Annotated in this window: 19 protein-coding genes, 1 tRNA gene, 1 other RNA gene and 1 other annotated feature; of the genes, 17 read left to right on the top strand and 4 right to left on the bottom strand. The window is 43.4% G+C overall.

The features are described from left to right. Positions 1 to 321: 321 nt before the first annotated feature. Both guaB and R2B72_RS17735 read left to right on the top strand, forming a co-directional pair. On the top strand, positions 322 to 1785 hold the full coding sequence (gene guaB / locus R2B72_RS17740) for an IMP dehydrogenase (RefSeq protein WP_318618180.1): 1464 nt from the start codon (positions 322 to 324) through the stop codon (positions 1783 to 1785). A 138-nt stretch (positions 1786 to 1923) separates the two neighbouring features. After that, complete coding sequence (locus R2B72_RS17735) at positions 1924 to 3267, top strand: serine hydrolase (protein ID WP_318618179.1); 1344 nt, start codon at positions 1924 to 1926, stop codon at positions 3265 to 3267. Positions 3268 to 3375: 108 nt separating this feature from the next. On the opposite strand, the gene R2B72_RS17730 is transcribed toward R2B72_RS17735, so the two are convergent. Then, positions 3376 to 4791: a PLP-dependent aminotransferase family protein gene (locus tag R2B72_RS17730; protein WP_318618182.1), complete on the bottom strand. Its 1416-nt coding sequence runs from the start codon at positions 4789 to 4791 to the stop codon at positions 3376 to 3378. Positions 4792 to 4891: 100 nt separating this feature from the next. On the opposite strand from R2B72_RS17730, the gene pdxS reads away from it, so the two are divergent. Together pdxS and serS are read left to right on the top strand one after the other, a co-directional pair. Next, positions 4892 to 5737, top strand: coding sequence for a pyridoxal 5'-phosphate synthase lyase subunit PdxS (gene pdxS, locus R2B72_RS17725; RefSeq protein WP_318618178.1), 846 nt, complete (start codon positions 4892 to 4894; stop codon positions 5735 to 5737). A 122-nt stretch (positions 5738 to 5859) separates the two neighbouring features. Next, positions 5860 to 6078, top strand: a binding site (T-box leader). Positions 6079 to 6148: 70 nt separating this feature from the next. Then, positions 6149 to 7426: a serine--tRNA ligase gene (serS, locus tag R2B72_RS17720; protein WP_318618177.1), complete on the top strand. Its 1278-nt coding sequence runs from the start codon at positions 6149 to 6151 to the stop codon at positions 7424 to 7426. 107 nt (positions 7427 to 7533) lie between these two features. On the opposite strand, the gene tadA is transcribed toward serS, so the two are convergent. Then, entirely contained in the window at positions 7534 to 8034 is a 501-nt protein-coding gene (gene tadA, locus R2B72_RS17715; RefSeq protein ID WP_318618176.1) for a tRNA adenosine(34) deaminase TadA, read from the bottom strand. Between the two features lie 125 nt (positions 8035 to 8159). On the opposite strand from tadA, the gene R2B72_RS17710 reads away from it, so the two are divergent. The 4 genes from R2B72_RS17710 (at position 8160) to R2B72_RS17695 (ending at position 11013) form a co-directional block, all read left to right on the top strand. Continuing rightward, positions 8160 to 8807: a deoxynucleoside kinase gene (locus R2B72_RS17710; protein WP_318618174.1), complete on the top strand. Its 648-nt coding sequence runs from the start codon at positions 8160 to 8162 to the stop codon at positions 8805 to 8807. Next, positions 8794 to 9462, top strand: a complete 669-nt coding sequence (locus R2B72_RS17705) for a deoxynucleoside kinase (protein ID WP_318618173.1) — start codon at positions 8794 to 8796, stop codon at positions 9460 to 9462. The genes R2B72_RS17710 and R2B72_RS17705 overlap by 14 nt, the downstream gene beginning before the upstream one ends. 198 nt (positions 9463 to 9660) lie before the next feature. Beyond that, complete coding sequence (locus R2B72_RS17700; RefSeq protein WP_318618172.1) at positions 9661 to 10290, top strand: acetylglutamate kinase; 630 nt, start codon at positions 9661 to 9663, stop codon at positions 10288 to 10290. A 201-nt stretch (positions 10291 to 10491) separates the two neighbouring features. Then, positions 10492 to 11013: a hypothetical protein gene (locus tag R2B72_RS17695; protein WP_318618171.1), complete on the top strand. Its 522-nt coding sequence runs from the start codon at positions 10492 to 10494 to the stop codon at positions 11011 to 11013. A gap of 264 nt (positions 11014 to 11277) precedes the next feature. Here R2B72_RS17695 and R2B72_RS17690 read toward each other — a convergent pair whose 3' ends face one another. Further along, positions 11278 to 12645 carry an aspartate kinase gene (locus tag R2B72_RS17690; RefSeq protein ID WP_318618170.1) on the bottom strand — a complete coding sequence of 456 codons (1368 nt, stop codon included), beginning with the start codon at positions 12643 to 12645 and terminating at the stop codon, positions 11278 to 11280. A 155-nt stretch (positions 12646 to 12800) separates the two neighbouring features. Between R2B72_RS17690 and R2B72_RS17685 the strand changes: the two genes are divergently transcribed. From R2B72_RS17685 to thrB, 3 genes are read left to right on the top strand one after another with little or no spacing between them, the layout of a single operon-like run. Continuing rightward, complete coding sequence (locus R2B72_RS17685) at positions 12801 to 14093, top strand: homoserine dehydrogenase (RefSeq protein ID WP_318618169.1); 1293 nt, start codon at positions 12801 to 12803, stop codon at positions 14091 to 14093. A 2-nt stretch (positions 14094 to 14095) separates the two neighbouring features. Further along, on the top strand, positions 14096 to 15154 hold the full coding sequence (gene thrC, locus R2B72_RS17680; protein WP_318618168.1) for a threonine synthase: 1059 nt from the start codon (positions 14096 to 14098) through the stop codon (positions 15152 to 15154). Next, positions 15154 to 16077, top strand: coding sequence for a homoserine kinase (gene thrB / locus R2B72_RS17675; RefSeq protein ID WP_318618167.1), 924 nt, complete (start codon positions 15154 to 15156; stop codon positions 16075 to 16077). The genes thrC and thrB overlap by 1 nt, the downstream gene beginning before the upstream one ends. Positions 16078 to 16177: 100 nt before the next feature. Here thrB and R2B72_RS17670 read toward each other — a convergent pair. Continuing rightward, positions 16178 to 16270 (bottom strand) — tRNA-Ser (locus R2B72_RS17670). A gap of 128 nt (positions 16271 to 16398) precedes the next feature. On the opposite strand from R2B72_RS17670, the gene ffs reads away from it, so the two are divergent. The 6 genes from ffs to R2B72_RS17640 all read left to right on the top strand — a co-directional run bounded on the left by ffs (position 16399) and on the right by R2B72_RS17640 (position 20048). After that, positions 16399 to 16665: signal recognition particle sRNA large type (gene ffs, locus R2B72_RS17665), an RNA gene on the top strand. A 129-nt stretch (positions 16666 to 16794) separates the two neighbouring features. Then, positions 16795 to 18552: a DNA polymerase III subunit gamma/tau gene (dnaX, locus tag R2B72_RS17660; protein WP_318618166.1), complete on the top strand. Its 1758-nt coding sequence runs from the start codon at positions 16795 to 16797 to the stop codon at positions 18550 to 18552. A gap of 22 nt (positions 18553 to 18574) precedes the next feature. Beyond that, positions 18575 to 18895, top strand: a complete 321-nt coding sequence (locus tag R2B72_RS17655) for a YbaB/EbfC family nucleoid-associated protein (protein WP_318618164.1) — start codon at positions 18575 to 18577, stop codon at positions 18893 to 18895. 11 nt (positions 18896 to 18906) lie between these two features. After that, the gene (gene recR / locus R2B72_RS17650) at positions 18907 to 19503 is read left to right on the top strand and encodes a recombination mediator RecR (protein WP_318618163.1); all 597 of its coding nucleotides are present in this window, start codon (positions 18907 to 18909) and stop codon (positions 19501 to 19503) included. A 13-nt stretch (positions 19504 to 19516) separates the two neighbouring features. Further along, positions 19517 to 19729, top strand: a complete 213-nt coding sequence (locus R2B72_RS17645) for a YaaL family protein (RefSeq protein WP_318618161.1) — start codon at positions 19517 to 19519, stop codon at positions 19727 to 19729. Position 19730: 1 nt separating this feature from the next. After that, the gene (locus R2B72_RS17640; RefSeq protein ID WP_318618160.1) at positions 19731 to 20048 is read left to right on the top strand and encodes a pro-sigmaK processing inhibitor BofA family protein; all 318 of its coding nucleotides are present in this window, start codon (positions 19731 to 19733) and stop codon (positions 20046 to 20048) included. Positions 20049 to 20407 lie beyond the last annotated feature (359 nt).

Below are 20407 nucleotides of genomic sequence, written 5' to 3'. Positions count from 1 at the left end.
TTCAGCGCCGATGGTAGTTGGGGGTTTCCCCCTGCAAGAGTAGGACGTCGCCGGGCACACGGTCATTACCAATAGGTAATGGCTTTTTTTGTGTTTAGTTTTAAAGGAGTTTATCGGTAATAAGGAAGTATTATACCTTGTCATTAAATGTACATTATTTGCAAACTTATCGTTCAAAATAAACAATATAATTACTCGGTTTGTTTAGTGAATAATGTGAATACTTTTACTTGACACCACTTCCTTGACAGCTATTGTATCCGCTGATAACCTATTTAATAATATTGAACTGATAATATATACACTAGGAGGCGTAATGGAATGTGGGAATCAAAGTTTGAGCGTGAAGGGCTTACGTTCGATGATGTATTACTTGTACCTGGACCATCTGAAGTATTACCGAAGGATGTGTCACTGACTGTTAATCTTACAGAGAAGATTAAATTAAACATCCCGGTCATTAGTGCTGGTATGGATACCGTCACAGAGTCGAAGATGGCTATTGCAATGGCACGTCAAGGCGGGTTGGGTATTATTCATAAGAATATGAGTATCGAAGAGCAAGCCGAGCTAGTAGTGACTGTTAAACGTTCTGAAAATGGTGTGATAACAAACCCATTTTACCTTACGCCTGAACATCAAGTTTTCGATGCTGAGCATTTGATGGGCAGATATCGTATTTCTGGTGTTCCAATCGTTAATAATAATGAAGAGTTGAAACTTGTTGGAATCTTAACAAACCGTGATCTTCGATTTATTCAGGATTATTCATTGATTATCGATGATGTAATGACAAAAGAGAATCTTGTGACGGCTCCTGTCGGCACAACGCTTGAAGACGCGGAGAAAATTTTACAGAAGTATAAGATTGAAAAGCTTCCGATTGTTGACGAAGCAGGAATCCTTAAAGGGTTAATTACGATTAAGGATATTGAAAAAGTGATTGAGTTCCCGAATGCTGCTAAAGATAAGCATGGTCGCTTATTGGTTGGTGCGGCAGTTGGTGTAACATCTGATACGATGGTGCGTATTGAGAAGCTTGTTAAGGCGGAAGTCGATGTTATTGTTATTGACACGGCTCATGGACATTCTAAAGGTGTTTTAGATACGGTTAAACAAATTAGACAAACATATCCGGATCTCGATATTATCGCGGGGAACATTGCTACTGCAGAAGGTGCACGTGCGCTTTACGAAGCTGGCGCTGATGTCGTTAAAGTTGGGATTGGTCCTGGTTCTATTTGTACGACTCGTGTAGTTGCTGGGGTGGGTGTTCCACAAATTACAGCTATCTATGAGTGTGCATCAGAAGCGCGTAGACAAGGCAAAACGATTATTGCAGATGGTGGTATAAAATATTCTGGAGATATCGTCAAAGCGCTTGCTGCGGGCGGACATGTTGTCATGCTTGGAAGCCTTCTAGCGGGTACAACGGAAAGTCCTGGGGAAACTGAGATTTTCCAAGGACGTCGTTTTAAAGTGTACCGTGGAATGGGCTCGGTTGCAGCGATGGAGCGTGGATCGAAAGACCGCTACTTCCAAGATGATGCGAAGAAGCTTGTTCCAGAAGGAATCGAAGGGCGTATGCCATATAAAGGCCCACTAGCAGATACGATTCATCAGTTAATTGGTGGTGTTCGTGCAGGTATGGGGTATTGCGGCACAAAGGATTTGCATGATCTACGAGAAAAAGCACAATTTGTTCGCATGACGGGTGCCGGATTACGCGAAAGCCATCCACACCAAGTACAAATTACGAAAGAGGCTCCTAACTACTCGCTTTAATTAAGTGTGTAATGGAACTTCAGCACCTTTCCCGCGTCTACATATGAGCGGAAAGGTGCTTTTTTAGTTTAGTTCCCATGTAGTCCCGGAGTTATGGTAAAATAACCTTGGGGAAATAGCAATGACGGAGGTAGTATTGTGAAACACAAAATGAAAAAATGGGTGGCCGTATTGTTAATGCCACTATTATTATTAACGACACTCGGTACGACAGCTCCAGCTTATGCAGATTCAACATTGGGCATTCATGTTGACGGTGCAATTTTAATTGATGCAGAAAGTGGAAAGATTTTATACGAAGAAAATGCAGATACTCCACTGGGCATTGCAAGTATGACGAAAATGATGACAGAGTATCTTCTTTTTGAAGCCATTAAGGAAGGGAAGATAAGCTGGGATCAAGAATATAAAGTGAACGACTATACGTATGCGGTTTCACAGGATCGTCGCCTCAGTAACGTACCGTTACGAAGAGATGGTACGTATACAGTTCGTGAATTGTATGAAGCGTTAGCGATTTATTCGGCGAATGCCGCGACGATTGCGATTGCTGAAACGATTGCAGGAACAGAAACTGAGTTTTTGAAGCTAATGAATGCAAAAGCACAAGAGCTTGGCTTGAAAGATTATAAATTTGTCAATTCAACGGGTTTGAATAATAGCGATCTACAAGGAATGCATCCACAAGGGACTGGCCCAGACGACGAGAACGTTATGCCGGCAAAGTCTGTTGCAAAGCTTGCTTATTATTTGTTGCATGACTATCCAGAAGTTCTGGAAACAACAAAAATTAATACAAAACTTTTCCGTGAAGGTACAACGGATGAAATCAAGATGGATAACTGGAACTTCATGCTTCCAGGATTCGTTTATGAATATGCAGGCGTTGACGGTCTGAAAACGGGTACAACAAATTTTGCAGGACATTGCTTTACAGGAACGGCAACACGTGATGGTAAGCGCGTCATCGCTGTCGTGATGAAAGCGGTCGATGCAAACGGTGTCGGCTCATATAAAGCACGCTTCGATGCGACACGCGCTTTGTTCGATTATGGCTTTAGCCAATTCTCAGAGGTAGAGTTCGTTCCTGCTGGTCATCAGTTCGATAAACAAAAAGAACTTGAGGTTATCAAAGGGAAAGAGAAACAAGTATCGATTGCAGTGAAGGAACCGATTCGTATGATGGTCAAGTCGAGCGAAAAAGATTTGTATGTTCCGGAAGTGACAATTGATGAATCAAAACTAAAAGATGGTTCACTCCAAGCACCTGTTGAACAAGGTACGGTTGTGGGTCATGTAAAACTAGTTAAAACAGAAGGAACGGATTATGGCTTCATTGACGCTGATCATCCAGGAACGGATCTTGTCACGAAGGATGCCGTTGAGAAGGCAGGTTGGTTCTCCCTAATGATGGGCGCAATCGGTGATTTCTTTGCCGGTATTTGGAATGGCGCAACTGGTTTTATTAAAGGTCTATTTTAAGTTGATTCAGTAGGAGGTGCAAAATCCCTACTGAATCAAGCTAAGCCTCCGGCGGATGTCACAAGTTTACGCTGAGGTGTAATTGATTAATAAAAAGGCACAGAACCCTTAATTGGATTCTGTGCCTTTTTCAATTTGCCAACTCGCCATGAGGGTATCTATGGTACTTGTTATTTCATCGACAGAAAGTCCACCGAAGCCTATTAGAAAGGAAGGTTCACCTGTTATTGGAGTTGTTCTATAACCGTTTAGACCGTAGACACGGATATTCGCTGCGCTAGCTAATTCAACAAGTGTTTCTTCGCTGACAGTCGTATGGACAGTGATGATGATGTGCATGCCTGCTTCATCGCCGGAAAATGAGATGTGTGGTGCGTAAGTCGAGAGTGCTTCGGTTAGAACTTGTAGCTTACGTCGGTAAATTTTTCGCATTCTGTTTAGATGGCGCGAAAAGTGGCCGTCAGCCATGAAGCGGGCAAGAATATGTTGGTCGAGCCGTGGTACGGTAGCCGCGTAGTGAATAAAGGCCTTCTCGTATCTGTCGAGCAATACAGGAGGGAGCACCATGTAGGCGATCCGTAGCGATGGCATGAGCGATTTTGAAAAGGTACTTAAATAAATGACGTTGCCACCCTTACCCATCCCTTGTAAAGAGGGAATGGGGCGTCCTGTATAACGAAATTCACTATCGTAATCATCTTCAATGATAAAGTGCTCGTCTTGCGCCGAAGCCCAGTTCAATAAAGCGGTCCTGCGAGCCGCAGACAGGACGGTACCGGTTGGGAACTGGTGTGAAGGTGTTACATAGGCAACGGTCGCTCCAGAGCGTTGGAGAGCTCGTACATCCATCCCTTCTTCATCGACAGCAATAGGAATTGCTTTCCGGTCATTATGGTAAAAAACATGGTGCGTAAGTGGATAGCCAGGGTCCTCGATAGCATAAGTTGCTTGTTTACCGAGAATGCGGATGACGAGTGGCATGAGCTGCTCTGTTCCAGAGCCGATGATGACTTGTTCTGGTGTACAATCAACGCCTCGGGAATGGTACAAATAGCGGGCAATTTCTTGACGTAGCTGACTATCTCCATGAGGATGACCTAGCAGCAGAAGGTTCTGTGATGATTCGTCGATGACATCTTTGGCGTATTTGCGCCATTGCGTGAATGGAAACGATTCTGTGTCAATTTTACCGGGTGAAAAGTCGATGGATACGTCTTCTTTTTTTCGACGAATGGATTTCGCTGCAAGTTCCACAGGTTGAACATAAGCGAGTTCTTCAATTGCTTGTACATAATACCCTTTTCGAGGTTTCGATGAAATAAACCCTTCTGCCGTGAGTTGAGCATAGGCAAATTCGATAGTTGTCTGGCTAATATTGAGAAAATCACCGAGTTTGCGTTTGGAAGGAAGCTTCATACCGATAGGTAATTTACCATTGGTGATGTCTCGGCGGATTTGGTCATAAATCTGTTCGTATAATGGGACATCTTGATTTTTTTCTAACTTAATGAATAGCATATCCACGTTGATCATCCTATCTGACCTCTTTAACTTATGTATAACTGGGTATTTTAATAAGGTCATACTCCATTATACTGAACAATAAGAAAAGGGGGAAGAAAAAATGAGTTTTCAATATGGCGGCGTTATTATGGATGTTATTAATGCGGAGCAGGCAAAAATTGCGGAGGCGGCAGGTGCAATTGCAGTAATGGCATTGGAACGTGTTCCTTCAGATATACGTGCAGCAGGCGGCGTAGCACGTATGGCAGACCCACGTATCATTACAGAAGTACAAGGAGCGGTGTCAATCCCGGTAATGGCGAAAGCGCGCATCGGGCATATTTCCGAAGCACGTGTACTTGAAGCGCTAGGTGTTGATTATATCGACGAAAGTGAAGTACTGACACCGGCGGATGAAGAATATCATTTGCTGAAAAGTCAATATAACGTACCATTCGTTTGTGGAGCGCGTGATCTCGGAGAAGCAGCTCGTCGTCTTGGTGAAGGCGCAAAAATGCTTCGTACGAAAGGTGAACCAGGTACAGGCAATATTGTCGAAGCTGTACGTCATCTGCGTAAAGTAAATGCACAAGTGAACAGAATCGTTCATATGAATGAAGATGAAATCATGACGGAAGCTCGTGATCTTGGCGCACCGTATGAGATTTTACTGGCAATCAAAAAACACGGGCGTCTTCCTGTCACCAACTATGCAGCAGGCGGCGTGGCGACACCGGCGGATGCTGCACTAATGATGGAGCTTGGTGCAGATGGTGTATTTGTAGGGTCGGGGATTTTCAAATCTGAAAACCCAGAGAAATTTGCACGTGCAATTGTTCAAGCGACGCAAAACTTTAGGGACTATAAATTGATTGGTGAGCTATCTAAAGATATTGGTACGCCAATGAAAGGTTTGGAAATTGCAGGTTTGCCGGCAGGTGAACGTATGCAAGAGCGCGGGTGGTAATGATAAATTGAAAGCGGGGGAATAATCCCTCGCTTTTTTGTATACATTGAAAGCGAATACAAATCTTCTGTATACGGCTTGCCAAAATGTTGTGCATGTAGTAAGGTATTTGTAATTGCAAATAGGAGACGATGATGGAAAGTAGTAGCGAGCACGTTTTTTGTAGAGAGCCGACGGGTGGTGGGAGTCGGTAAAAACACTTGTGAATCCATTCCTGAGTAGCTGGGCTGAAACGTTGAGTAAGCCTATGCCGGTATTTGAGCCGTTATTTCAATGAAGTGGATTGGACGATAAGTGTCCGGTCAATTTGGGTGGCAACGCGGGTAGTTCTCGTCCCTTTTATAGGGGATTTGAGGGCTTTTTTTATTGCCCATTTTCCATCATCGTCAATATTTTAAGGAGGAATTGTCCATGCTTGATATTAAAAAAGTTCGCGCCAATTTCGATGAAGTGAAGGAAAAGCTCGCGAAACGTGGGGAAGATCTTTCAGATTTCGATAAATTCGGCGGTCTCGATGACAAACGCAGAGAATTGATTGCGAAAGTAGAAGTGTTGAAAGCGGAACGTAATGAAGTATCCCAAAAGGTTGCGCAAATGAAGCGCAATAAAGAGGATGCGGATGAATTGATCGTACGTATGCGTACAGTCGGGGATGACATTAAAACACTTGACGAAGAGCTTAGCCAAGTGGAAGAACAACTCGAGTATATTATGATGCGTATTCCGAATATCCCACATGACAGCGTTCCTGTTGGTGATACCGAGGATGACAATGTCGAAGTGGCTACTTGGGGAGAACTTCCGGTATTTGGATTTGAACCGAAGCCGCATTGGGAAATTGGTACAGATTTGAATCTCCTTGATTTCGAACGTGCTGCAAAAGTTACGGGAAGTCGTTTCGTCTTTTACCGTGGAGTGGGCGCTCGTTTAGAGCGTGCATTGATTAACTTCATGATGGATTTGCATCAGGATGAGCATGGCTATGAGGAAATGCTACCGCCGTATATGGTCAATCGTGCGAGTTTGACGGGGACAGGACAGCTTCCGAAGTTTGAGGAAGATGCGTTTCTTTTACAGGAAGAAGATTACTTCTTAATCCCAACATCTGAAGTGCCTGTTACGAACTTTTACCGTGATGAAATTTTGGATGTTGCACAACTTCCGGCCGCGTTTGCTGCGTATAGCACAAACTTCCGTTCAGAAGCGGGATCTGCGGGCCGTGATACGCGTGGGTTGATCCGTCAGCATCAGTTCAACAAAGTGGAACTTGTTCGTTTTGTGAAGCCTGAGGATTCTTATGATGAACTGGAGAAATTGACGGGACATGCGGAGAAAGTGTTGCAGTTGTTAAAGCTCCCATACCGTAAGTTGAAAATGTGTACAGCGGATCTTGGCTTTACGGCTGCGAAAAAGTATGATCTTGAAGTATGGATTCCAACACAGAACCTTTACCGTGAAATCTCATCTTGTTCAAACTTTGAAGATTTCCAAGCGCGTCGTGCGCATATCCGTTTCCGTCGTGAAGTAGGGGCGAAGCCTGAGTATGTGCATACGTTGAATGGTAGTGGTCTAGCGATTGGTCGTACAGTAGCGGCAATCCTTGAAAATTACCAGCAAGAAGACGGTTCTGTCGTTATTCCTGAAGTGTTGCGCCCGTATATGGGTGGGAAAGAAGTTATTACGAAGTAACATGCATAGTACTCACCTGTGTCCAGTCACCGACACCATTCGCGTTCTTCCGCGAATTGAGGCGGCGGCTGGCACATTCAGTGGAAAAAAGGCGTGCGCTGAAGTCATTAGACTTTTTGCGCCGCCTCTTTTTTTGCTTGTTTTTTACGTTCCCGTATTGCTCTGAAAAATGCCGTCAGCATTTCCCCGCATTCATCTGCCAAAACACCTTCAACAACATCGCATTCATGATTGAAGCGCGGATCGTTCAATAAGCGATAGAGGGAATCGACACAACCGCCTTTGAGATCACGTGCAGCGTAGACAACACGCGGAATTCTGGATTGTAAAATAGCACCGGCACACATGGGGCATGGTTCAAGAGTGACGTATAAAGTTGTTTCTTCAAGACGCCAGCTGCCGATTTCTTTGCAGGCATCCTGGATGGCAGATAGCTCTGCGTGGGTGACGGCATTTTGAGTTGTTTCCCGCAAATTATGTGCGCGTGCAATGACTTGGTCATTATGTACAATGATTGCACCAATTGGTACTTCCCCAATCGCTTGTGCTTTCATCGCCTCGTCAATCGCCATTTGCATATATAGCCGATCTTGTTCAAATGTAGTCATCAGATATCACTCCTTAGAAATAGTGTAGCATTAATTGTTCCACGTGAATCATTGTGCAGGCTCTATTTTTCATTTCCACCGTGTGATAAAATAAGTAGTATTTACTTCATGAAGGAGGATTTTAGATGTCGGTTCCGTTCATAACGGTCGAAGGTCCAATTGGCGTTGGGAAAACATCGCTTTCCACAGCCATTGCAGAGAGACAACAATTCCATCAGTTAAAAGAAATTGTGGATGAAAATCCGTTTTTAAATAAATTCTACGATAACATCGAGGAATGGAGCTTCCAGACCGAAATGTTTTTTCTTTGTAATCGCTACAAACAGCTTAGTGATATTAAAAACGAAATTCTAGTCGAACAAAAATCAGTCGTTGCTGATTATCATATCTTCAAGAACCTTATTTTTGCTAAACGCACATTAAGCCCTGAAGAATATGCGAAGTATGAGGAAATCTATAAGATCTTGACGCAGGACATGCCTGTACCGAATGTTATTGTCTACTTACATGCGAGTTTAGACACGCTTATGAAACGAATTGCCCTGCGTGGTCGTGACTTCGAAAAAAACATGGACCCCGCTTATATGCAGCAGCTGTCAGAAGACTACGAGAAGTTCATTACATATTTTGAAACGGCACATCCCGAAATTCCGGTGCTCCGATTCAATGGAGATGATCTTGATTTTGTGAGCAGTGACGAGGATTTGCAATTCATTTTAGATACCGTTGATGCAACGATAAGAAAAGGAGTTACTTTGAATGAACTTACGTGAAAAATACGGTATTCCAAACAACGCCGTTATTACAATTGCTGGGACGGTTGGTGTTGGGAAGTCGACAATGACGCAGGCACTTGCAGATGCATTGAATTTTAGGACATCCTTTGAAAATGTCGATCAAAATCCGTATCTCGATCGTTTTTATGATGACTTTAAAAAATGGAGCTTCCATTTACAAATCTATTTCTTAGCGGAGCGTTTTAAAGAGCAAAAGCGTATTTTTGAATATGGCGGCGGATTTATCCAAGACCGTTCGATTTATGAAGATACAGGGATTTTTGCGAAAATGCATCAAGAAAAAGGAACAATGGATCCTGTTGACTATGAGACATATACGAATTTGTTTGAAGCAATGGTCATGACACCTTATTTCCCACATCCGACGTTGCTCGTTTATCTGGAAGGGTCGCTGGATGAAATTGTGGCACGTGTTCAAGAGCGTGGGCGTCCAATGGAACAGCAAACGCCGATTTCCTATTGGGAAGAGATGCATGGCCGCTACGATAAATGGATTAATTCGTTCAATACATGTCCGGTGCTACGGCTTGATATTAATGATTATGATCTGATTAAAAATCCACAAGAGGTAGAAACGATTGTCGAACGCATTGGGTATATGCTTGAACAGACAGCGTTTTTAAGGAAGTAACTATACGAAAAAGCGCATTGGATGTTTCACTATTCAATGCGCTTTTTGTTATTGGCTAGCTGTAAGCTAAATAACTGAATAACCAGGTCAACTTAGCGAATTTAATGGCATAAATTTATTTCACGTATCAAGACGCCCTTCACTTTTGTCATTTCATGAATAAGATAGAGTGTTTACATTTATAGGAGTTGGGGTGGCGTGACTCATTATTGGGGGAGAGTATATTTATACTGTTATCCGATGCAGCCATGTTTGATAGGGCCATTGGATTGTGTCAATAAGGCTGAAGCAGCTTTAAGAAGTACAATGCGACGTTTGTGGGGGGAGCATACTGCTTGGACGAGGGCTACTGTCAGTAGTCTTGTCTATGCATTACCCGATGCCGATGTTGTTGTAGCACGTCTTCTCCGTACGGCAACGGATATGGGCGGTGCATTACGACCTTTTTATGGCGATGAGGTAGCAAGGAGATACGGTCAATTGTTAACAGAGCATATCACGCTAGCGGGTGATCTCGTCAACGCTACATTGGTAGGGAATGTAGAAAAGGCGGAGACGATAGAAGAGAATTGGTATCGGAATGGAACGGAGATTGCACTATTTTTGGGTAGCATCACTCCTTATTTATTGGCAGTAGAATTTCAGGAAATATTTGATGAGCATTTGATGCTTATCAAGCAAGGGATGATGACCATGCTCGATAAAGATTTCAAAGCGAGCGTAGATCTATTCGATTTAATGGAGATAGAGGCATTAGAGATGGCGGATATGCTATCCGATGCAGTCATTAAGCAATTTCCTTATAAGTTTATGTCAGTGTATGGGTGATTGAGTAAGCATTAAAGGAGAGATTATGAAGTGCATCCTTTTTCAAATGAACGTGTTTCTCAGACAATAGGATCGGTTCGTGATTCTGACGGTGTGAAATCCTACTCACGATATACAGCCCCTGTCAGGTATATCTTGAACAATGCAGCCGACTTGTATGGTAGGTGCTGCATAAGTAAGGCGGAAGTCGATTTTATAAGCATGAATCGGCTTTTGTGGATGGAGCATGTCAACTGGACACGAATGACAATCATTAGCATTGTATTCGGTTTGCCTGATTTGCAGTTTGTCGAACAACGCCTATTGAGAAATGCGTCGGATTTGGGGAATTGTTTACGACCCTTCTATGGGAACCAAATAGCGGATCATTACACGGTACTTATTAAAGAGCATCTATTGCTAGCGGCAGAATTAGTCACGGCAGCTGTAAAAGGAGATGAGCAAAAGGCAGCAGAGGCGGAGAAGCAATGGTATCGAAATGCAGATGACATTGCTAAGTTTTTAAGTGGTATTAATCCGTATTTAGGCATTGAGGAAGTAAGACAGATGTTTTACATGCACTTGGCTTTGACGAAGCAAGAAGCCGTTTATATGATACAAAAAAACTATCAAGCAGATGTTGAAGTGTTCGATAAAATTGAAGCACAAGCTTTGGAAATGTCTGATATGATTGCGCGTGCGATTGTGAAGCAGTTTCCGGGTATGTTCATGCCGCTATGTTAAGAAAAATGGCACATCATCCAATGCAATGATGTGCCGTTTTTTTTCATTCAGCAGAATACTCCCACCTCTAAAGGGGGGGGAATAAATGCAATATTGTTTTCTTGTTCAGTGGGTGCCCAAACGCCTGCTGAATGAAGAATGGAAGGCAACCTAAGTTCGCGACGTTCTGTCGCAACAAGGAAGGATGCAGTTCAATCCTTCCACCTTGTTGGTCCCAAGCTCGATTCAAAATCTGGACGCAATTATGCTTCGGCGTAATTGATTTTAGGAGAGGACCGCAGATTCAATAAAAAACTCCGCGTATAATTCTTTTAATATTTTCGTTTCATCTTTCTTATGAACGCCGAAGACAAGACTCACTTCTGAAGAACCTTGGTTAATCATTTGGATGCTGGCGCCTGTACGTGCGATAGCAGAAGCGGCACGTGCGGCAAGTCCTGTTGAATGACGCATACCTTCGCCTACAAGAACAATCATGGAAAAGTCATTTTGTATATGGACATCATCCGCATTCAGTTCTTCTTTTACGCGTTGAATGATACGTGCTTCTTTATCTGGATTGATGAATTTGCTCCGTAGGATGACGGATATGTTATCAATGCCAGATGGCGTATGTTCAAATGGAATTTCTTCTTCTTCTAATATTTGCAATAAACGACGACCGAACCCGATTTCTTGGTTCATTAAATATTTATCGACGAACAGTGTAGAAAATCCATCGTCTGCTGCTATGCCGATAACGGGTTGTGTGGAATTATTGCGTTCTTTAACGATTAATGTACCCGGTGCTTCCGGATTATTTGTATTTTTAATGCATACAGGAACGGAACGACGGAATGCGGGCATTAGTGCTTCATCATGGAAGACGGAAAACCCTGCATAGGCTAGCTCACGCATTTCACGGTAGGTCATTTTATCGATGGCAACAGGATTGTCGACGACTGTTGGGTTGGCTGCAAAGACAGAGTCGACATCTGTGAAGTTTTCATAGAGATCAGCTTCCGTTGCTGCCGCTAGTAGTGATCCAGTAATATCAGAACCACCTCGGTTGAATGTACGGAGTGTTCCGTCTTCCGTATAGCCAAAAAATCCTGGGAAGACGACAATGCCGGGTTCATCACGTAATTTGACGAGACGTTCATCACCTTCTGGCAAAGCTCGTACACGCTCGGGACGATTATTGACGAGCAGTCCTGCATCTTTTGGACATATGTATTTGGCGTCCATGCCGATATGTTTGAAATAAGCAGCAATGAGTTTTGCATTGTTGTCCTCACCGGATGCTTTCAAAAAATCCATATAGAGAACCGGATCGTTTTTATCTCTAGCAAGGCGTTGTTGTAAATCTTGTTCGATGACATGTACGATTTTCTCGGAGAGGCCAAGCCCCTCGGCAATTAGACGATAACGATTGACGACTTCCTCAAGTTCAGTGCTTGTTTCTTTATCATTCAGTGCTTGTTCTGCAAGACGTATGAGCAAATCTGTCACTTTTTCATCTTCACTATATCTTTTACCGGGTGCCGACACAACGACAATCTTACGTGCAGGGTCGGACGTGACGATGGCTACCACTTTTTTAATTTGTTCAGCTGATGCGACGGATGTTCCACCAAATTTACATACTTTCATTTTCATCAATCCTATCTTTTAAGTAGTGACAATTATGTGTTTTTTTGAACTTTATCTTAATTCGGGGTTGTTATTGACCGAATATTTCACTATACTGTCCTTATGCAAAGAACGACTGTTTTTTAGTAGTGTACATACAGTTAGGAGAATCGTCAATGAAAAATGAGATTAATATTGGATTACTAGGATTTGGAGTTGTAGGAAGCGGTGTCGCTCAAATCTTGGAAAATCACCAAGAAGACTTGCAGCACAAGCTCGGTGTCCCTGTGACGATAAAAAAAGTTCTTGTGAAAGATCAGTATAAGAAAAGAGATACAGCTCTGTCGCCTGATATTTTTACAACGAATCTGGATGAGATACTAGAAGATCCGTCTATCGATCTTATTGTAGAAGTGATTGGCGGTACCTGTGAGGCAAAAGAAGCGATCGACAGTTCACTGCGTGCGGGAAAAGGAGTCGTGACGGCTAATAAAGATGTGATGGCGGAATATGGCCCAGGGCTGTTGAAGCTGGCAGATGACAACAAGTGCGACCTATTTTATGAAGCGAGTGTTGGTGGAGGGATTCCATTAATTCGTACATTGGAAGATGGTCTTGCATCTGACCGTATTAGCGCATTGACGGGTATTGTCAATGGGACGACGAACTTTATCCTAACGAAGATGAAGCATGACAAGATGAGCTACGAAGATGCGTTGATAGAGGCGACGGAGCTTGGTTTTGCCGAAGCGGATCCTTCAGCTGATGTGGACGGTATTGATGCTGCGCGAAAAATGGTTATTTTGGCTTCGTTGGCATTCTCGACAGAAGTCCGTTTAGGGGATGTATTTGTTAGGGGATTGAAAGAAATTTGTGATGGTGACTTGGAGCTTGCGGAACAATTTGGTTATACGGTGAAGTTGGCAGGGGCTGCAAAGAAGGATGCGGACGGGATTGAAGTGGCGGTTGAGCCGGTCCTGTTCCCGAACTCGCATCCACTGGCTTCAGTCAATAATGAATTCAACGCAGTGTACGTTTACGGTGATGCGGTTGGGGAAACGATGTTCTATGGACCGGGAGCTGGTTCGTTACCAACTGCAACATCTGTCACAGGAGATATTGTTGCAGCGTGTCGCAACTTACTGCTAGGCGTGAATGGCAAGAGGCCACATGCTCCGCAATATGAGCGTAAAGTGAAAAGTGATGATACAAAGTTGGCGCGTTACTTCCATCGTATTCGTGTTAAAGATGAAATTGGCGTCTTAACAAAATTGACGGCTATTTATAGTAGTCATGGGGCAAGTTTGGCGACTGTGGTCCAGCATTCAGATAAAACAGAGGCCGACGCAGATTTGATTTTTATTACACATCAAATTTCTCGTAAGCAACATTTAAATATTGTAACTGAATTAAATCAAACACCAGAGGTCATTGGCTTACTAAGCCATTACCGAGTTGAGGGGGAATAATGATGAGAAGATGGAATGGATTAATTGACGAGTATAAAGAATGGTTGCCAGTAACAGAGGAAACGCCGGCATTGACGTTGCAGGAAGGGAATACACCTCTCATTCATCTAACGAATTTGTCTAAGCAATGGGGAATTGAGCTCTATGTGAAAACAGAAGGGGCGAATCCAACAGGATCTTTTAAAGACCGAGGGATGGTCATGGCGGTTGCGAAGGCGAAAGAGGAAGGCAAGGAAGTCCTCATTTGTGCGTCAACAGGGAACACATCAGCATCTGCTGCAGCGTATGGAGCTCGCGCAGGTATGCGGACAATTGTCGTAATTCCAGAAGGGAAAATTGCACTTGGGAAATTAGCGCAAGCAAAAATGTATGGTGCAGAAATCGTTGAGATTTCAGGCAACTTCGACGTGGCTCTTGATATGGTTCGAGAAGCAGGGGAAGGAAAAGTAGCGGTTGTGAACTCTATTAACCCGTACCGCTTGGAAGGTCAGAAGACGATTGCATTTGAAGCGATTGAGCAGCTTGGAAAAGTCCCGGATATTTTTGCGTTACCAGTAGGGAATGCGGGAAATATTTCAGCGGCTTGGAAAGGCTTTAAAGAATATGCGGAGCGTAAAGGCACTGCATTACCAACATTGCTTGGTGTACAGGCAGACGGGGCAGCACCGATTGTCTATGACCGTGTATTTGAAAACCCTGAAACGGTTGCGACGGCTATTCGCATCGGAAATCCTGCGAGCTGGCAATTGGCGAAGGATGCACTTGAAGAATCGAACGGAGCAATTTTGTCGGTGACAGATGAAGAAATTTTGGAAGCATATAGCTTGATTGCTTCGGCGGAAGGTGTTTTCGCTGAGCCGGGGTCATGTGCGACGATCGCAGGTATTAAAAAGCGCCTTGACGCAGGACTGATTGAAAAAGGTTCAACGATTGTTGGTGTGCTGACAGGTAATGGACTGAAGGATCCAGAAACAGCTATTATGGTGAATGAACAGAAGTCATTACTATCGCGCGATCAGTTCGATGCTTTATTGAATGAATTGAAAGAAGGAGCAAAGTAATGGGAGAAGCCAATTTCACAGTCGTCGTACCTGCTACGACGGCCAATCTTGGCCCCGGCTTTGATAGTATTGGGCTGGCGCTTGCTTTGTATATGACCGTTAATGTTGAGCCGGCGGAGGAGTGGCTTGTTCAATATGAAGGTGATGAATACCAGGGGCTAGCAAGTGGGGAAGATAATCTGATTGTGACAACCATTCAATACGTGGCGAAACGTAATGGACGGGTAGTGGTCCCGCAGAAGTTAGCTGTCCAAACGGATATTCCACTTGGCAAAGGACTTGGTAGTAGTGCAACAGCGATTGCGGCAGGCATTGAAATTGCGGATCAGCTGTTGGCGCTGGAGCTTTCGTCGAAGGACAAGGTGTTAATCGGTAGTGAATTGGAAGGTCATGCCGATAATGTATCAGCTGCATTACTGGGAGGAGTGACGATTTCTTATTTTGTTGATGACGAAATAGATGTTATTCACCTTCCAGAACCTAAAATAGGGGTAGTTATTCTTGTGCCACCGAAAGCGTTGCCGACGGAAGAGTCACGAGGGCTTCTTCCCGAACAATTGCCACACGCAGTAGCTATTGCGGGAAGCGCCGCGAGCAGTGTGATGACGGCTGCGATTGCACGAGAGGATTGGGAAACGGCAGGTAGGATGATGGAGAGGGATGTTTTTCATGAACCTTATCGAAAACCCTTATTTCCTGATTTTGAGCAAATACGTGCAGCTTGTCATGAGTATGGCGCTTATGGCATGACAATTAGTGGTGCAGGTCCATCGGTGTTTATTGCCGTGAAGCAGGGGGAAGAAGGGTTGATAGCTGAGAAACTAGCGGCTGATTTCCCCTATTATGATTGCATGGCAATTAAGCCTTCTGTTGCTGGTGCAGTAGTTAAGAAAATAGACGTAAAAAAAGAAGCAGCCCGTTAAAACGGTCTGCTTCTTGAGATTGTTGAGTTAATGTTCAAAATTAAAATCCGTTAACAAGTAACGAATTCAATCTCCAAACTTATGCGCTAAGTTGAAAATATGGAGGAGGTAGAGGGATTCGAACCCCCGCGCGGTTTAACCCGCCTGACGGTTTTCAAGACCGTTCCCTTCAGCCGAACTTGGGTATACCTCCGTGTCAACAAAACATAATTTATCATGTTTAGATTACAGTGTCAACAGTTTACCTAATATAAAATAATTTAGATAATTTTACAGATAAAAATTTGATTTTTTACGAGAGAATGAGTATACTAATAAATGCCGTGCTAGGTGGGGAGGTAGCGGTGCCCTATCACTTGCAATCCGCTCTAGCAAGACTGAATTCCTTCTCGAGGCTGTCCGTATTGTAGGGTCTGCCTTTTGCACGTAGTGTTGACGTTTGGGTCCCGCGCAATGGAAACCCATGAACCATGTCAGGTCCGGAAGGAAGCAGCATTAAGTGGACTTTTTCATGTGCCGCGGGGTCGCCTAGACCGAGCTGGCGACAGGAGTAACGCTTATGTGCGGCTGTCAGAAGAAGGTGCACGGCATTAATTTTACAACTCGACTCGTCCATTTTTTATGGGCGAGTTTTTTATTGTCTTAATTAAGATTTGGAGTAGCTATTTGTGCTATAATAGAAATATTATCGCATTGCGTCAAAAGGAGGAAAAACTGTTGGTTTATCAAGCTTTTTATCGTGTATATCGACCTCAGTCGTTCGCTGAGATGTCTGGGCAACAACATATAAAACAGACACTGCAGAATGCCCTCCTTCATAATAAGACGACGCATGCTTATCTATTCTCGGGTCCAAGGGGCACAGGAAAGACAAGTGCTGCCAAGGTTTTTGCCAAAGCGTTGAACTGTGAAAATGGTCCGTCAAAAGAACCTTGCAACGAATGTCCAACGTGTCTTAGCATTATGGAAGGGTCAAATACAGATGTGATTGAATTTGACGCGGCTTCGAACTCGCGTGTAGAGGAAATGCGGGACATTATTGAGAAAGTCCGATTTGCCCCGTCGAATGCACGTTTTAAAGTGTATATTATTGATGAGGTACATATGCTTTCAAACTCAGCTTTCAATGCGCTATTGAAAACACTAGAAGAACCGCCGTCGCATGTAGTGTTCATCTTGGCGACGACGGAACCACATAAACTACCTCTGACGATTATCTCAAGATGTCAGCGCTTTGACTTCAAACCGATTACATCGATTGATATTATGGATCGGATGAAAGTTGTGTTGACAGATTCAGGTATTGAGTCTGATGAAGGTGCGTTGAAGGTGATTGCGCAGGCTGCTTCAGGTGGAATGCGTGATGCACTCAGTATGCTCGACCAAGTCGTCTCGTTCAGTGGAGAACGGTTAACCATTGAGGATGCTCTGCTTGTTACAGGTTCGATTAGTGAAGATATCTTTCACCAGTTGGCGGAAGCGTTACTCGGCAAAGATGCAGGAATAGCACTTTCGTTGCTGGACCGCTTAATTGCAGAAGGAAAAGATGTGTCGAGACTAGCGGAGGATTTAATTACATTTTTTCGGGACCTTCTTTTACTTCGAACGGCGCCGGAATTGAAAAATCTTCTTGAGCTTGTATCGAGTGATGAACGTTTTGTAGACTTGGCGCAAAGATTCGGTCCAGATATTTTGTATGCTTTTATAGATATACTGGCGAAAACACAGCAGGAGATGCGATTCTCCAATCATGCAAAGGTGTATATTGAATCTGCGTTATTAAAAATGATTCATCTTGATAATCGCCCAGCACAACCGGTTGGGGGTAGTCAGGTAATTGACTCAGAATTAGCACAGAAAGTAGCCGAGCTTGAACGGACGATTGCGGATATGCAACAACGGATTGCTAGCGGGGTGGGTGTGCAAGGGGCTGCAGAACGAACTGCACAACCACGAAAAAATGTATCGAAATCATCGCAGTCAGCCAAAGTTCCGACAGGTAAGATCCACGAGGTGTTGAGATCGGCGACGAAACAGGATATCCAAACGATTCGGGAAGAATGGGCAGGAATGATGCAGACGATGCAGAAGTCCCATGCTGCACTTCTTGAAGAAACAGAGCCTGTGGCGGCATCAGAGAATGCTTTTGTGTTAAAATTCAAATATGAAATCCATTGCCTAATGGCATCTGAAAATCTATCGCTTCGCTCAGGCTTGTCAGATGCCTTACGTTCACGAACAGGTAAGGCATATGAAGTCGTGTATGTCCCAGAAGAAGGTTGGCTCCAGGTGAGGGGAGAATTCATCAAGAAAAATGGGCTTGCTAAACAGCAAGAAACGTCCTCTCTTGAAGAAGAAGCTGCTGAAGACATGCTGTCATTTGTTAAAGAAGCCGAACAGGAAAATGCCGATCCGATTGTAACAGAAGCAGAAAAGATTTTTGGTAAGGAATTCATAGAAGTTTACGACGACTAACCATTATGAGGAGGAAATGAATATGCGTGGTATGGGAAATATGCAAGGTATGATGAAGCAAATGCAGAAAATGCAAAAGAAAATGGCTGAGGCACAGGAAGAGCTTGGCGAAAAGCGTCTTGAAGGAGCAGCCGGCGGTGGTATGGTGAAAGTTATCGTATCTGGTGACAAGCAAGTCGTTGACGTGATTATCGATCCGTCTGTTGTTGACCCAGAAGATATCGAAATGCTGCAAGACCTTATTGTAATTGCTACGAATGAAGCAATGGCGAAGGCGGAAGAATTAACGAACTCTACGATGGGTCAATTCACGAAAGGATTGAACCTACCTGGAATGTTCTAGGAGGAAAATCGATGCATTACCCTGAACCGATATCAAAACTAATCGATAGTTTTATGAAATTGCCAGGTATCGGCCCCAAAACAGCGGGCCGACTGGCGTTTTTTGTATTAAGCATGAAGGAAGATACCGTGCTAGACTTTGCAAAAGCGCTTGTCGATGCAAAAAGGAATTTACGCTACTGTTCAGTTTGCGGACATATTACAGACATCGATCCATGTCATATTTGTCAGGACAAAAGTCGTGATGGCTCAATGATTTGTGTCGTGCAAGACACGAAAGATGTTATTGCGATGGAGAAGATGAGAGATTACAAAGGACTTTATCATGTTCTTCACGGAGCGATATCTCCAATGGATGGAATTGGCCCTGAAGATATTAATGTCCCTTCCTTATTAACACGCCTTCAGGATGAAGCGGTCGAAGAATTAATTTTGGCTACAAATCCTACAATTGAAGGTGAAGCGACCGCGATGTATATTTCAAGGCTGGTAAGACCGTCCGGAATCATGACAACAAGAATTGCTCATGGTTTGCCGGTTGGAGGAGACCTTGAATATGCAGATGAAGTTACATTATCGAAGGCGCTAGAAGGCCGCCGAGAGTTATAGGAGGTCATCTGTTATGTTTGGACGCAAAAGAAAACTTAAAAATGAGTTTGATGAACGTCTCCGTACATTAATGATAGAAACAAAAGAAGAATGGGAACGTGCAAGAGAGAATGAAAGATATCTCAATGATTATGATCAAGAAGTGATGGTCCGGCGGAAGATTACCGAAAGTAAACATTTTTATTTGTTTAAAGAAGCAAAGGCTCGTCGACTAGGAAGAGATTAATATGTTTTCACGGGATCGCATAGAATGGATCATTCATTTGAAAGGGGCGTTTCCCGTGAAAGTTATTGGTATTGTGGTTGTTGGATTAGTTCTACTTCTATTAATGGTTATGGATAAGACACAGATTCAAAAAGTTCTAGAACGATTATCTGTGTATTGGTTTCGGCTGGCATTTGCTTTCCTTGTTCTTTTCGCGATGAATATTGCGGGTGGATTCATTGGTGTTTATGTTCCTGTAAATATCATGTCTGGACTGGTACTTGCGGTTTTAGGCATACCTGGAATGGCCGCGCTATGCGCTTTTGCAATCTTATTATAAAAAGATTGTATAAAGTGTTGACAATCGGTTTAGTATAATGTAATCTTATACAAGTCGCCAGTGAGGCAGACGAAAACAACATGAGGAACAACGAAAAAAAGAAATTGAAATTAGTTGTTGACATGTGAAACGTAACTTGATATGATATAAAAGTTGCTTACGAAATAACGGCAACGAACAATATCAACATGAACCTTGAAAACTGAACAGCAAAACGTCAATGAAATACAGCAAGAGTGCTTAAGGCACTCGAGCAAAACACATGACATTATTAATTTAATGCCAGCAAGAAATGAGCTATTCATTTTCTTCTATTATGGAGAGTTTGATCCTGGCTCAGGACGAACGCTGGCGGCATG

The sequence above is a fragment of the Sporosarcina sp. YIM B06819 genome (assembly GCF_033485175.1).
Taxonomy (GTDB): Bacteria; Bacillota; Bacilli; order Bacillales_A; family Planococcaceae; genus Sporosarcina.
This window is presented reverse-complemented; position numbering and strand designations above follow the sequence as displayed.

Coding starts and splice junctions, on each gene's coding strand:
- guaB (WP_318618180.1), top strand. CDS start 322: ATGTGGGAATCAAAGTTTGAGCGTGAAGGGCTTACGTTCGATGATGTA.
- R2B72_RS17705 (WP_318618173.1), top strand. CDS start 8,794: ATGAACTTACGTGAAAAATACGGTATTCCAAACAACGCCGTTATTACA.
- pdxS (WP_318618178.1), top strand. CDS start 4,892: ATGAGTTTTCAATATGGCGGCGTTATTATGGATGTTATTAATGCGGAG.
- recR (WP_318618163.1), top strand. CDS start 18,907: ATGCATTACCCTGAACCGATATCAAAACTAATCGATAGTTTTATGAAA.
- thrB (WP_318618167.1), top strand. CDS start 15,154: ATGGGAGAAGCCAATTTCACAGTCGTCGTACCTGCTACGACGGCCAAT.
- serS (WP_318618177.1), top strand. CDS start 6,149: ATGCTTGATATTAAAAAAGTTCGCGCCAATTTCGATGAAGTGAAGGAA.
- R2B72_RS17640 (WP_318618160.1), top strand. CDS start 19,731: ATGTTTTCACGGGATCGCATAGAATGGATCATTCATTTGAAAGGGGCG.
- R2B72_RS17710 (WP_318618174.1), top strand. CDS start 8,160: ATGTCGGTTCCGTTCATAACGGTCGAAGGTCCAATTGGCGTTGGGAAA.
- thrC (WP_318618168.1), top strand. CDS start 14,096: ATGAGAAGATGGAATGGATTAATTGACGAGTATAAAGAATGGTTGCCA.
- R2B72_RS17685 (WP_318618169.1), top strand. CDS start 12,801: ATGAAAAATGAGATTAATATTGGATTACTAGGATTTGGAGTTGTAGGA.
- R2B72_RS17645 (WP_318618161.1), top strand. CDS start 19,517: ATGTTTGGACGCAAAAGAAAACTTAAAAATGAGTTTGATGAACGTCTC.
- tadA (WP_318618176.1), bottom strand. CDS start 8,034: ATGACTACATTTGAACAAGATCGGCTATATATGCAAATGGCGATTGAC.
- R2B72_RS17695 (WP_318618171.1), top strand. CDS start 10,492: ATGAATCGGCTTTTGTGGATGGAGCATGTCAACTGGACACGAATGACA.
- R2B72_RS17690 (WP_318618170.1), bottom strand. CDS start 12,645: ATGAAAGTATGTAAATTTGGTGGAACATCCGTCGCATCAGCTGAACAA.
- R2B72_RS17655 (WP_318618164.1), top strand. CDS start 18,575: ATGCGTGGTATGGGAAATATGCAAGGTATGATGAAGCAAATGCAGAAA.